The 12,058-nt window shown below is 73.4% G+C and carries 12 protein-coding genes; 2 read left to right on the top strand and 10 right to left on the bottom strand.

The genetic code is table 11. The features are described 5' to 3' along the window. Positions 1-89: 89 nt before the first annotated feature. From ACFY3L_RS26845 to mca, 5 genes are all read right to left on the bottom strand, one after another. Positions 90-752, bottom strand: coding sequence for a hypothetical protein (locus ACFY3L_RS26845; RefSeq protein ID WP_389329483.1), 663 nt, complete (start codon positions 750-752; stop codon positions 90-92). Positions 753-898: 146 nt separating this feature from the next. Then, positions 899-1,483: a TIGR03086 family metal-binding protein gene (locus ACFY3L_RS26840; RefSeq protein ID WP_389329480.1), complete on the bottom strand. Its 585-nt coding sequence runs from the start codon at positions 1,481-1,483 to the stop codon at positions 899-901. Between the two features lie 100 nt (positions 1,484-1,583). After that, on the bottom strand, positions 1,584-3,998 hold the full coding sequence (locus ACFY3L_RS26835; protein WP_389329477.1) for a putative bifunctional diguanylate cyclase/phosphodiesterase: 2,415 nt from the start codon (positions 3,996-3,998) through the stop codon (positions 1,584-1,586). Between the two features lie 186 nt (positions 3,999-4,184). Next, positions 4,185-4,424 (bottom strand): hypothetical protein, encoded by a 240-nt coding sequence (locus ACFY3L_RS26830; protein WP_389329475.1) that lies wholly within the window; start codon positions 4,422-4,424, stop codon positions 4,185-4,187. A 5-nt stretch (positions 4,425-4,429) separates the two neighbouring features. Beyond that, entirely contained in the window at positions 4,430-5,293 is an 864-nt protein-coding gene (gene mca / locus ACFY3L_RS26825; RefSeq protein ID WP_389329472.1) for a mycothiol conjugate amidase Mca, read from the bottom strand. Positions 5,294-5,395: 102 nt separating this feature from the next. Here mca and ACFY3L_RS26820 point away from each other — a divergent pair, with 102 nt between their 5' ends. Together ACFY3L_RS26820 and greA are read left to right on the top strand one after the other, a co-directional pair. Beyond that, a complete protein-coding gene (locus ACFY3L_RS26820) occupies positions 5,396-5,812 on the top strand; it encodes a DUF4307 domain-containing protein (RefSeq protein ID WP_389329469.1) in 417 nt (138 codons plus the stop codon). Positions 5,813-5,897: 85 nt separating this feature from the next. Then, complete coding sequence (gene greA / locus ACFY3L_RS26815) at positions 5,898-6,398, top strand: transcription elongation factor GreA (RefSeq protein WP_389329466.1); 501 nt, start codon at positions 5,898-5,900, stop codon at positions 6,396-6,398. 3 nt (positions 6,399-6,401) lie between these two features. Here the strand turns inward: greA and ACFY3L_RS26810 are convergent, their stop codons facing one another. The 5 genes from ACFY3L_RS26810 to ACFY3L_RS26790 are packed head-to-tail and all read right to left on the bottom strand — an operon-like array spanning position 6,402 to position 12,040. Next, a complete protein-coding gene (locus ACFY3L_RS26810) occupies positions 6,402-7,520 on the bottom strand; it encodes a M48 family metalloprotease (RefSeq protein WP_389329463.1) in 1,119 nt (372 codons plus the stop codon). A gap of 9 nt (positions 7,521-7,529) precedes the next feature. Further along, positions 7,530-8,756: a threonine ammonia-lyase gene (gene ilvA / locus ACFY3L_RS26805; RefSeq protein WP_389329460.1), complete on the bottom strand. Its 1,227-nt coding sequence runs from the start codon at positions 8,754-8,756 to the stop codon at positions 7,530-7,532. Continuing rightward, on the bottom strand, positions 8,753-9,466 hold the full coding sequence (locus ACFY3L_RS26800; protein WP_389329457.1) for a hypothetical protein: 714 nt from the start codon (positions 9,464-9,466) through the stop codon (positions 8,753-8,755). Before ACFY3L_RS26800 ends, ilvA begins: the two co-directional genes overlap by 4 nt. 9 nt (positions 9,467-9,475) lie before the next feature. Then, positions 9,476-10,861 carry an amidase gene (locus ACFY3L_RS26795; RefSeq protein WP_389329454.1) on the bottom strand — a complete coding sequence of 462 codons (1,386 nt, stop codon included), beginning with the start codon at positions 10,859-10,861 and terminating at the stop codon, positions 9,476-9,478. A 36-nt stretch (positions 10,862-10,897) separates the two neighbouring features. Next, positions 10,898-12,040: a cystathionine gamma-synthase gene (locus ACFY3L_RS26790; RefSeq protein WP_389329451.1), complete on the bottom strand. Its 1,143-nt coding sequence runs from the start codon at positions 12,038-12,040 to the stop codon at positions 10,898-10,900. Positions 12,041-12,058: the final 18 nt, after the last annotated feature.

The following is a 12,058-nucleotide window of genomic DNA, read 5'->3' as shown; positions in this document are numbered from 1 at the left end:
GCTCCTTCGCGCAGTCCCGGGACCGTTCGGCGATCGTGCGGCGTGCGGTGGATCACGGTGCCGGGCTGGGGAAGGAACAGCGGCGGCAGTCAGACGTGGCCGCGGAGGGACTCGTCGTAGATGACGGTGGGGGGTGGGTTCAGCAGGTCGTGGGCGGCTCTGCTGAACGTGCTCGCGTCGCGGCGGCGGCGGAGCTCGACCGTCACCGACTCGCAGGACGCCTCGCCGTCCAGGGCGGCGACCGCGCCCGACGGGAGCAGGAACACCGGGGCGCTCGGGCCGACGGCGGTGTCACCGGGGCGGCCCGCGATGCCGACGACGGTGGCGTTGACCACGGCCTGGCCACGGGACAGGGTTGCCCGCTCGCCGAGGCGGATGTCGTGGGCGGCGGCGGTGCGCTCGTCGACGAGGACCTGCGCGTCGGAGGCCGGGTAGGCGCCCGAGCGCACCGCCGACCAGCGCAGGCCAGGCCGGCTGGCGGCCGTCAGCACCGTCGCGCCGTTGAGCAGGCCGCGGGAGGTGACGACGGTGACGCCGTAGAGGGTGGTGCCGCACTCGACGGCGGCGGCCTGGGGCAGGGACGCGAGACGGTCGACCTGCTTCGGCGTGAACCTGCCGACGAGGCGCACGTCCGCGTCGCCGGGCAGGTCCGCGAACTGGGTGGATCTTTCGTACCGGTCGAGGACCACGAACGCCCCGACCGCGACCGCACCGATGACGAAGCCGGCGACGATCGTCCGCTCCCCGCGCATGCCGCAGACGGTACCGGAGCGGTCACCCACGGTCGGGAAGCCACGCAGGGGGCCGCGCAGGGGCCACCCGACCGGGCAGCCCCAACCACGAAGAACCGCGCAGCCCCCAACCACGAAGGCCGGGCAGCCCCCAACCACGAAGCGGGTCAAGCCGCGCGACCGAGGTAGCGCAGCAGGGTCACCGCCGGGCCGGAGTCGTCGCCGGTCGGCAGGGCGGGTGCGTAGGCACCGTAGGCCCGCAGCGGCTCGACGAGCTCGCGCGCCACCGGCAGCAGCCGCTCGGCGAGGTCGTCGGACAGCGGCGACGGCTGCCCGGTCGCGACCGCGACGTCCCACGCGTGGACGGCGGCGTCCAGACCGCACGCCCCGGCGCCGAGCCAACCGGCCATCTTGCCCTGCGGCAGCGGCGTGGGCGCGTCGGTCGCGTCGGCGGGGACGGTCGCCCAGGCCGCGGCGGACGCCCGCATCGTGTGCTCGACGAAGGACTTGAACGCGTCGAGGTCGCCGTCCAGCTCGCCCGACGGCGCGAACGGGTCGAACGCCGGCCAGCCCTCGCCGGTGATCGTGGCGGCGAAGCCGAGCTGGTCGCCCGCGGCGTGCTGGAGGACCTGGGTGACATTCCACAGCTCGCACGGCGTCGGCAGCAGCAGGTCCGACGGGCGCAGCCCGGCAAGCACCGCCCGCAGCGCCACATGCGACTCGTCCAGGACGGTCCAGGTGTTCGAGCTCATCCGACACTCCCTCAACTCGGTGACTGCGTCCAGTCTATCAGAACGGAATACTCCATTCCACTATTGGGGCACGCTGAGATGTCCATCAGGGCCGGACGAACTACCCCGCGCCCTCGGCGCGCAGGTGGCGGCGCTGCACCTGGCGGCGCTCGCGCAGGACGGCCGCCAGGCGGTCGGCGGCCAGCGGCGGATGGAACAGGAAACCCTGCGCGGAGGTGCAGCCCAGCGCGGCCAGGGCGGCGCGCTGATCGGGGTTCTCCACGCCCTCGGCGACGACCCGCAGCTTGAGCCGCAGCCCGAGCTCGACCGTGGCCCGGACGATCGCCTCGGCCTTCGGGGAGTCGATCATCTGCGCGACGAACTCCCGGTCGATCTTCACCTCTTGTACGGGCAGCCGCGTGAGCACGGTGAACGAGGAGAACCCGGTGCCGAAGTCGTCGACCGCGAGCTGGACGCCGAGCCGCCGGATGCGGGCGAGGACGTCGTCGATGACGGTCGACTGCGACAGCATCACGGTCTCGGTGATCTCCAGGACGAGCAGCTCGGCCGGGAGGCGGTGGCGGGCGAGCAGATCGCCGATCGCCTCGGGCAGCTGCCGCTCCAGGAGGCTGCGGGCGGAGATGTTGACCGACACGGGGACGGCGAGACCGGCACGCCGCCAGCTGGACGCGAGCCCGATCGCCCGGTCGAGGACCCACCGGGTGAGCGGGCCCATCAGCTCACTGGCCTCCACGACCGGCAGGAACTGGCCGGGGGTGAGCGGACCTCGCCGCGGGTGCTTCCACCGCACGAGCGCCTCGACGCCGGTGATCTGCTGCGCGCCGGGCGCCAGCGAGACGGCCGGCTGCAGCTCGACGCTGAGCTGCTCGCCGGTGTGCAGCGCCTCCCGCAGCTCGGCGAGCAGGGCGAGCCGGTCGGTGCTGGCGTCGTCGCGACCGGCGTCGTACCAGGCGACCGGCTGCACGGCGCGCTTCGCCTGGTACATGGCGATGTCGGCGCGGCGCAGCAGCTCGATGAGGTCGACCTCGCCGGCGGTGGCGACGACCACGCCGATGGACGGCTCCTTCGACAGGAGCACCCCGTCGATCCGCATCGGCACGGCGACCTGCGCGCCGAGCTTGCGGGCCCGCTCGACGGCGGCGGCGAGGGCGAGATCGGCGCCGCCGGCGTCGAGGTCGGTGATGAGCAGCGCGAACTCGTCGCCGCCGAGGCGGGCGAGCAGGTCGCCGGCGCCGCCGGCCTCGGCGACCCGGCCGGCGATCACGCGGAGCACCTCGTCGCCGGCCGCGTGGCCGAGGGCGTTGTTGACCTCTTTGAAGTCGTTGACGTCCAGCAGCAGCATGGCGACGGGGTCGTCCGGCCCGCGGCGGCGGAGCAGGGCGTTCCCGCGCGACAGCAGCGCCGCTCGGTTGAACAGGCCCGTCAGGGGGTCGTGGATCGCGTCGTACGTGGTGCGTTCGCTCATCGAGCGCAGCTCGTCCTGGCTGATCGCGTCGTGCAGGGCGGCGGCGAGGGCGTCCCCGTACGCGTCGAGCATCCGCTGGTTGCGGGGCCTGAGCCGGCCGAGGCCGGACAGCCGCAGCTCGCCGACCGTGACTGCGCCGACGACCAGGTGGTGAGCCGCCGGGACCCCGCCGGGACTCGCGCCGAAGACAGTGCCGTCCGCCAGCACGACCTGCGCGCCCGAAGCGCCGAAGAGCCGCCGGGCGCCCTCGCTGCCGGCCTCGGCGGTGCCGCGCACGTCGAGCCGGTTGAGGTCGCGGGTCGCCTCGGCGAACTCGTGCCAGGTGCGGCGCTCTTCGCGGTCGCCGATGCGGCTCGCGTAGAGCTGCTGGAGCAGCAGCAGGACCGGCGGCAGGAGCAGCAGCAGGAGCGCGTCGGTGAGGCAGGCCCAGACGATGGCCAGGCCGATGGCGACGTTGCCGACGACCATGAGCAGCTTGCCGCGCAGCAGCTCGGCGGCGACGGTGACGATCCGGCCGCCGCGGGTGGTGGCGACGTGCGCGGCGGTGGCGGTGATCGAGACGACGCAGTACACGAGCGCGCCGGCGCTCAGGGCGAGGACGCCGTGCGGCGTGAGGGGCGCGCCGTGCACCGGTGCGACGAGGGCGGCGGTGGCGGCGCCGAGCGTGCCGGCCAGGGTGAGCGCGGAGACGGTGAAGAGCAGGTCACGCCCGCTGCGGACGCGGCCGGCGCGGGCGTCGACGGCGCGCAGGATGCTGTGCGACACGGCGGCGCCGGGCAGGACGACGAGCGGGATCAGCTGGGCCGGCAGGCTGACGCAGAGGATCACGATCGCGGCCTCGCCCCAGGCGATGGCGGCCTGACCGGCGCCGGCCCGCACTTTCAGGCGGGCGAGCTGGGCGAGGATCACCACGCCGAGGCTCGCCGCGATCGCGCCCCACAGGCCCGGCAGCCCGGGCGGCCGCATGGCGGTCAGCGCCGCCGCGACGGCCACACCGGCGAAGGCAGCGGACGCCACGGCGGCGGTGAGGCGCGCCGGAACGGGCGTCATCGATGCACCGCATCGACCGACGACAATGACGCTAAGCGGCGATCCGAATGCGCAGCGTGAGCAGATCCGCGGGCAAACGGGGTGTCCACCATCTGCCCCCCTTCCCTGCCCCACAGGGAGACGCGCCCGGCATGAGGAACGCGCACCCCGTGAAGGCTAAAGCACGGAAGAAAGGCACAACAGTGGTCAGTGCCGCGATTCTAGGTCGGAGCCCTCGTCGCTGCGGTCACCGTCGGACGAGGTGGAGGGTTTGTCGGGATCCGGGAACTCGGCGGGCAGACGGCGGATCCGCGCGCTCATGTTGCGGATCAACAACACTGTCGCGATCGCGAGCAGGACGACGATGAGCAGCCCCATTGGGCCGGCCAGACCGCCCGAGCGGGTGTCACCGAAGTTGTTCTCGGCGAGGAACTGCCACGCTTGCATACGACCTACCTTACGCCCGCGAAAAGATCGTCTTCAGGCGTGCGGGTGTCGACGTGCGACTTCACGAGCTCGTAGTCCTCGGTGGGCCAGATCTTCTGCTGGATGTCGAGCGGGACGGCGAACCAGAAGCCGTCGGGGTCGACCTGCGTGGCGTGCGCGCGCAGCGCGTCGTCGCGGGCCTCGAAGTACTCACCGCAGGGCACGCGGGTGGTGACCCGGTCGCCCTTGTCCGGGCGCTCCTCCCACTGCTTCACCCACTCCGTGTAGGGCGACTCGCCGGTCGTCTCCAGCATCGCCTCGTGCAGCGCGAGCATGCGGGCGCGGGACCAGCCCATGTTGTAGTACAGCTTCAGCGGCTGCCACGGCTCGCCCTTGTCCGGATAGCGGGCCGGGTCGCCGGCGGCGTCGAACGCCACCATGCTCACCTTGTGCGTCATGACGTGGTCGGGGTGCGGGTAGCCGCCCTCCTCGTCATACGTGGTGATCACGTGCGGGCGGAACCTGCGGATCAGCTCGACCAGCGGCGCCGCCGCCTCTTCGGGGTCCATCAGGCCGAAGCAGCCCTCGGGCAGCGGCGGCAGCGGGTCGCCCTCCGGGAACCCCGAGTCGACGAAGCCCAGCCACGCCTGGTCGACGCCAAGGATCTCCCGTGCCCGGTCCATCTCCGCGCGGCGGATGGTGGCGATGTTCTCCCAGACCTCGGGGCGGTCGAGCTTCGGGTTGAGCACGCTGCCCCGCTCGCCGCCGGTGCACGTGACGACCAGCACCTCGACGCCTTCTGCGGCGTAGCGCGCCATCGCGGCCGCGCCCTTGCTCGACTCATCGTCGGGATGCGCGTGCACCGCCATCAATCGCAGTTGCTCGCTCACGAGCTCTCCTCAAGATCTCCGTCAACCCCGCGGTGGGGGCGCCCCGGGTTACGACCCTATTGTGGTCGGTACCTCCGACGAAACGACGAGGACCGTCATCCCGTGACCGAGACGCACGCCACAGGTAAATACCCGCCGGGCCGCTACGGCCGCCGACGGGAGCACCGGCCACGCCGCACCTGGCTGGTCGTGCTCCTCGCCGCCGTGGCGGGGGTCGCGGGCGTGCTCATCGCGGTGAAGCTCTTCCAGCAGTACGGGCCGCAGGAGTACGAGCCGCAGGTCCAGCGCTTCTACGCGATCAGCGACGACGGCATCACGGTGGACTTCGTGGTCCGCAAGGACGCGTCGAAGGAGGCGACCTGCCGGGTCCGGGCCCGCTCCGCCAGCGGCGAGGAGGTCGGCCTGGCCGAGGTCGACGTCCCGAAAGGCGCCGAGGCACCGGTCACCTACCGCCTCGCGACGAGCGCTCGGCCGGTCACCGTGGAGGTCCCGGCCTGCGGCCCGCGCCGCATCCGCTGAGCACCCCGCAATTTCCATGCCGACGGTGATGCGGCTCACTGGTACTTTGGTGGTTTGACCGAGCGTGCCCGTAAGGAGATCTTCAGTGTCGACGACCGACGGCGACCAGGGGACAACCTGGCTGTCGCAGGAAGCATATGACCGGCTGCAGGCCGAGCTGGACGAGCACATCGCCAACCGGCCGGCGCTCGCTGCGGAGATCAACGCTCGCCGCGAAGAGGGTGACCTGCGCGAGAACGGCGGCTATCACGCCGCCCGTGAGGAGCAGGGCAAGGCCGAGGGCCGCATCCTGTATTTGAAGGAGTTCCTGCGCAAGGCGGTCGTCGGCGAGGCGCCGACGAGCAACAAGGTCGCGCCCGGCACCGTCGTCACGATCCAGTTCGACGACGACGAGGACGACACCGAGACGTTCCTGCTGGGTTCCCGGGAGATCGCGGCGACGACGGACCTGACCGTCTACAGCCCCGAGTCCGCGCTGGGCAAGGCGATCCTGGGCGCAGGCAAGGGTGACCAGGTGAAGTACACCGCCCCGAGCGGCGCGCAGATCGCCGTGAAGGTCATCTCGTTCGAGCCGTTCGCCGGCTGAGCATCACAACGCTTTGAGGGTCCGCGCCGAGCTGGCACTGTGTCGTGCCAGCTCGGCGTCGATCCGCTCGTTGCGCGCGCTGTCGAGCACGACCGCCGCCGACTCCGGCGCGGTCGCCTCGACCAGCCGGGCCCGCAACCCCGATGGCGGGTGGGTGGCGAAGAGCGAGATCTCGCGCTCCGTCTCCGCCTCGCGCCGCGCCGCCACCTGCGGCCGCACCTCGTCGAGCAGCCGCCGGGTGGTCCCCGGCCACTCCGCGGGCGGCCGCCCGGCCCGGGCGTCCCGCATGATCAGCATCCCCAGGCTCTCGAGCACGACCAGGACGTCGAGCAGGTCGACGGTGGCCGCGCGGCCGGCCAGCCGCGCCGCGACCCGGTCGGCGCGGTACTCGGCACGCTGCCCCTCCCGCAGCACCAGGACGGCGAGGACGGTCCTGGGCAGCCACAGCAGGCCGCGCAGGACCAACTTGACCAGGTTCAGCAGTGGCCTGACGACCCAGACGACCAGGAACCCCTCGCCTGTCCAGACGTCGCCCTCCCGTCTGGACTCCGGCTGGAGCAGCGTGTCGAACTCGGCCAGGGTCGTCCACGACGGCTGGACCAGCAGCCCGCGCCGCGGGTCGCCGTTGACGAAGTGGCCGAGCTCGTGGCCGAGCAGCGCCACCCGGGACTGCCGCGGGAGCGCGTTCCACAGCGGCAGTCCCAGCACCAGGACCGGGCGGCGCCGCAGGCCGACCATGAAGGCCGCCGCGTCGAACAGGTCGCCCTCGACGTAGACCCGCGGGACCGGCGCGCCGACCGCGGCGGCCGCCTCCCCGACCAGTGCGTGCAGCTGCGGCGCCTCGGCCGCGGTGACCTCGGTCGCGTACTTCGGCACCCGGGCCAGGCGGGGGCGCAGGAGGACCGCGAGGGCGATCACCACCAGCCCCACGACGATGCCGGGGGCCGAGACGGTGCACAGCCAGATCCCGGTGGCGAGCAGGCCCAGGACCAGCCCGTACAGCAGCAGCGACGACACCAGGAGCACGCCCGAGCCGGCCGTCGTGGCGCGGTCCGCCCCGCGGCTGAAGGCGTCGAAGGTGGCGAAGGTGTGGCGGTGCGCGAGCCGCTTGCCGAAGGTCACAAGGATCTTCTACGCGCCGAAGGTCACCGTGTATCCGGCCGAACGGAGGACGTTGACCAGCCGGTCGGAGTGTTCCGAGCCGCGGGTCTCGACGGACAGGTGGATCTCGACCTCGCCGAGCTGCAGGCGCGGGTCCTGGCGGCGGTGGGCGACGTCGACGACGTTGGCGCCGTGCTCGGCGATCTGCGAGAGGATCTTCGCCAGGTGACCGGGGCGGTCGGTGCAGCGGACGGTGAAGGTCAGGTAGCGGCCGGCGGCGGCGAGGCCGTGCTCGATCACCCGGAGCATGAGCATCGGGTCGATGTTGCCGCCGGAGAGGACCGCGGCGGTGGGCGTCTCGACCTGGGCGGTGCCGGCGAGCAGGGCCGCGACGCCGACGCTGCCGGCGGGCTCGACGACGGTCTTGCCGCGTTCGAGGAGCATGAGCAGCGCCCGGGAGATGTCCTCGTCGGTGACCGTGACGACCTCGTCGACGAGCTTGCTGACGTGGGCGAACGTGAGGTCGCCGGGGCGGCCGACCGCGATGCCGTCGGCGATCGTGCCGAGTGCGGCCAGGCGGACGGGGCGTCCGGCGCGCAGCGACTCGGGGAAGGCCGCCGCGCCCGCCGCCTGCACGCCGATGATGCGCACGTCGGGGCGCAGCGCCTTGACCGCGACGGCGAGGCCGGAGATGAGGCCGCCGCCGCCGATGCCGGTGACGATGCTCCGCACGTCGGGCAGCTGCTCGAGCAGTTCCAGGCCGAGGGTGCCCTGCCCGGCGATGATGTCGGGGTGGTCGAAGGGGTGGATCAGCACCGCGCCGGTGCGGTCCGCGAACTCCTGCGCGGCGATGAGCGCCTCGTCGACGGTGGCGCCGGCGAACTGGACCGCGGCGCCGTAGTTCTTGGTGGCGGCGATCTTCGGCAGCGGCGCGCCGACGGGCATGAAGACGGTGCTGGTGGTGCCGAGCAGGCCGGCCGCGAGGGCGACGCCCTGCGCGTGGTTGCCGGCGCTGGCGGCGACCACCCCGCGGCGGCGTTCGTCCGCGCTGAGGCGGGCGATCCGCACGTACGCGCCGCGGACCTTGAACGATCCGGCCCGTTGCAGGTTCTCGCACTTGAGCCAGGCCGGGCCGCCGAGCTTCGCGGTGAGCGGCCGGTTGGGCTCGACCGGGGTCCGGCGGATCACGCCGGCCAGCAGGTCGCGTGCCGCCTCGATGTCAGCGAGCGTCACAAGCCCCGAGGAAGGTTCCGTCATTCCCTGATCGTGCCACCCGCCGTGACCGGCAGCACGACCGTCCAGTCCTCGTTCGTGGAGCGCAGCGCCCGCAGGGTCGCCGAGGGCACGAGAGATCCCCTGAGGCGGGCTACGCGGCCGTACTGCGCGCTGGTCACCCGGGCGATGAGGATCAGCGCGACCACCGCGGCGGCGATGCCGAGCGCCGCCCCAGGCAGGCGCAGCAGCAGCTGCCGGCCGAACAGGTGCGACACGAGCGCCCGGTCGACGGTCCCACCGGCGGCGACCCGCTCCCGGACGTCGTCGATCTCCCGCAGGTTGTCGAGGCCGGCCAGGACGGCGAAGCCGACGGCGATCAGGGTGAGGAGCAGGCCGAGCCACCACAGCCAGGTGAGCACCGTCATCCTCCGCCGCAGCAGCGGTGACCGGCCCACGCTGCCGACGGCGACGTCCATGAGCGGCACCGCGGACGTGGCACGGATGCCGAACGCCGCCAGGTTGGACCGGGCCCGGCGGGCCCAGCCGGCGAACGCGACCCATGCGGCCAGCACCGCGGCGGCGAGGGCGGCCCAGCCGGCGAGGCGCACCGCCGAGGCGTCGGTGCCGGGGCGGTGCGCGGCCCAGATGTCGGCGAGGGGCAGGAACGCCACGCACAGGTGGGTGAGGGCCGCCCCGGCGACCGCGAGCATCGCCACGGTCGCCCAGCCGGAGATCGCCCTGATCCGCCGCATCGCCCTGGCCTAGCGCCGCGCCGCGACGCGAGGCCAGCCGGGCGCGTGCCGCCGCCACGGCGCGGCCTGCTCGACCTGGCCGGCGAGGGCGAGCAGCAGCAGCTCGGAGCCGGGCGGCCCGACGAACTGGACCGCGGCGGGCAGCCCGTCGGCCCGCACGCCGACCGGGATCACGATCGCGGGGAAGCCGGCGAAGTTCCACGGCGCGCTGTAGGGCGCGTAGCGGGTGTTGACCAGCATGTTGGCCGACCAGGAACGCTCCGACCAGCGCAGGGCACGCGGCGGGGCGCTCGCGAGGGCCGGGGTGACGAGGACGTCGTAGCCGCCGTGCAGGAACCAGTTGCGGCAGCGCTCCCGCCACTCGTCCCGGTCGGCGGGCTTGACCAGGCCGCGCCGCAGGGCCCGCTCGCCGAGCGCCGCGTGCCGGCGGGTGCGTGGCTGCAGCCGCGGCACGTCCAGATCAGCGGCGTCGGCGGCCGCGCCGGCGAACCAGGTGGCGAGGACCTTCGCGGCGAGCGCCGGCGGGTAGGCGGGGTCGGCGCGCACCGCGTCGTGGCCGAGGCCGAGCAGCAGGCGGCCGGCGTCGCTGAGCCCCTTGCGGGCGCCCGCGTCGGGGAACACGCCGGCGGCGGGGCTGCGCGAGGACACGGCGATCCGCAGCTTCCCCGGCGTCCGCAGCGCCTCGGGGGTACGGCCGGCGATGACCGAGAAGCCCAGCGACGCGTCGCCGACGGTGGTCGCGAGGATGCCGTTCTCGGCGAGCCCGTGCCAGTCGTTGGCGCCGATGCCGGCGGGGACGACGCCCCGGCCGGGCTTGAGCCCGACGAGCCCGCAGCAGGCGGCCGGGATCCGGATCGAGCCGAGCCCGTCGTTGCCGTGCGCGATCGGCACCAGGCCGGCGGCGACCGCGGCGGCCGACCCGCCCGACGAGCCGCCCGGGGTCCGGTCGGTGCGCCACGGGTTGCGGGTGATGCCGTCGGCGTCGTCGGTGAGCGCCCAGAGGCCGAGCTCCGGCATCCTCGTCACGCCGGTGACGATGGCGCCCGCGCCGCGCAGCCGCCGGACGACCTCGTGGTCGCGCTCGGCGACGGGCCCGCGGGCGGCCGCCGAGCCGTTCCACGTGGGCAGGCCGGTGACCGCGATGTTCTCCTTCACCGCGATGGGCACGCCCGCCAGGGACAGGTTGCGCAGCTCCGGCTGGTCGTCGACGATCTCCGCCTCGGCGATCGCCTCGCCGGCCCGGACCTGCCGGAACGCGCCGACGATCCGGTCATAGGCGCGGATCGAATCGAGGTGGTCGGCGACGACCTCCGTCGCTGACGTGTCACCGCGGCGCACCGCGCGGGCGATCTCCCGCGCGGTGGTGCCGACCCAGGTGGTGGAGCGGTGCAGCATGGTGAGACACCTTCCGGCCGATGGGCGTTCAGTGTCTCAACGAGCGAGGGCTTGCTCCAGGTCCGCGAGAAGATCGTCGATCGTCTCGATGCCGACGGACAGCCGGACGAGGTCGCCGGGGACCTCCAGCGGCGAGCCGGCCGCGCTGGCGTGGGTCATGCGGCCCGGGTGCTCGATCAGCGACTCGACGCCGCCGAGGGACTCGCCCAGCACGAACAGCTTCGCCCGGTTGCAGATCTCCACGGCGGCCTCCTCGCCGCCGGCGGCCCGGAAGCTCACCATGCCGCCGAAGCGCCGCATCTGCTTGGCCGCGACCTCGTGGCCGTGGTGGTCGGGCAGCCCCGGGTACAGGACCTGGCGCACGGCCTTGTTCCTGGACAGGAACTCGACGACCTTCTCCGCGTTGTCGCAGTGCCGGTCCATGCGCACGCCGAGGGTCTTGATGCCGCGCATCGTCAGCCACGCGTCGAACGGGCCACAGACGGCGCCCATCGCGTTCTGGTGGAAGGCGAGGCGCTCCAGCAGCTCGTCGTCGCTGCCGACGAGGGCGCCGCCGACGACGTCGGAGTGCCCGCCGATGTACTTCGTGGTGGAGTGCACGACGATGTCGGCGCCCAGGTGCAGCGGCTGCTGCAGGTACGGCGAGGCGAACGTGTTGTCCACGACCAGCAGCGCGCCGCGGTCGTGGGCGACCTGGGCGAGCGCGGCGATGTCGGCGATGCCGAGCAGCGGGTTGGTCGGCGTCTCCAGCCAGACGATCTTCGTGCGGTCGGTGATCGCGTCGCGGACCGCCTCGACGCTGTGGATCGACGCCGGCGTGAAGTCCAGGCCCCACCGCTGCGCGACCTTCGAGAAGAGCCGGTAGGTGCCGCCGTAGGCGTCGTCCGGGATGACCACGTGGTCGCCGGGCACGCACACCGTGCGCAGCAGCGTGTCCTCGGCGGCGAGGCCGGAGGCGAAGGCGAGGGCCCGGCGGCCGCCCTCGATCGCGGCGAGGCACTCCTGCAGCGCGTCACGGGTCGGGTTGGTGGTCCTGCTGTACTCGTAGCCGCGCCGGGGGTGGCCCACCGCGTCCTGCGCGTACGTGCTGGTCTGGAAGATCGGCGGGACCACCGCTCCGGTGGCGGGGTCCGGCTCCTGGCCGGCGTGGATGGCGAGGGTCTCGAAGCCGTGCGTCATGGACCGACCATAGTGCGG

It is taken from the genome of Dactylosporangium sp. NPDC000521, assembly GCF_042898305.1.
In the GTDB taxonomy this organism is placed as follows: Bacteria; Actinomycetota; Actinomycetes; order Mycobacteriales; family Micromonosporaceae; genus Dactylosporangium.
This window is presented reverse-complemented; position numbering and strand designations above follow the sequence as displayed.

What these genes read in the sequence shown, in the direction of transcription:
- ACFY3L_RS26845 (WP_389329483.1), bottom strand. Translation starts at nt 752, where the DNA reads ATGCGCGGGGAGCGGACGATCGTCGCCGGCTTCGTCATCGGTGCGGTC.
- ACFY3L_RS26840 (WP_389329480.1), bottom strand. Translation starts at nt 1,483, where the DNA reads ATGAGCTCGAACACCTGGACCGTCCTGGACGAGTCGCATGTGGCGCTG.
- ACFY3L_RS26835 (WP_389329477.1), bottom strand. Translation starts at nt 3,998, where the DNA reads ATGACGCCCGTTCCGGCGCGCCTCACCGCCGCCGTGGCGTCCGCTGCC.
- ACFY3L_RS26830 (WP_389329475.1), bottom strand. Translation starts at nt 4,424, where the DNA reads ATGCAAGCGTGGCAGTTCCTCGCCGAGAACAACTTCGGTGACACCCGC.
- ilvA (WP_389329460.1), bottom strand. Translation starts at nt 8,756, where the DNA reads ATGACGGAACCTTCCTCGGGGCTTGTGACGCTCGCTGACATCGAGGCG.
- ACFY3L_RS26800 (WP_389329457.1), bottom strand. Translation starts at nt 9,466, where the DNA reads ATGCGGCGGATCAGGGCGATCTCCGGCTGGGCGACCGTGGCGATGCTC.
- ACFY3L_RS26795 (WP_389329454.1), bottom strand. Translation starts at nt 10,861, where the DNA reads ATGCTGCACCGCTCCACCACCTGGGTCGGCACCACCGCGCGGGAGATC.
- ACFY3L_RS26790 (WP_389329451.1), bottom strand. Translation starts at nt 12,040, where the DNA reads ATGACGCACGGCTTCGAGACCCTCGCCATCCACGCCGGCCAGGAGCCG.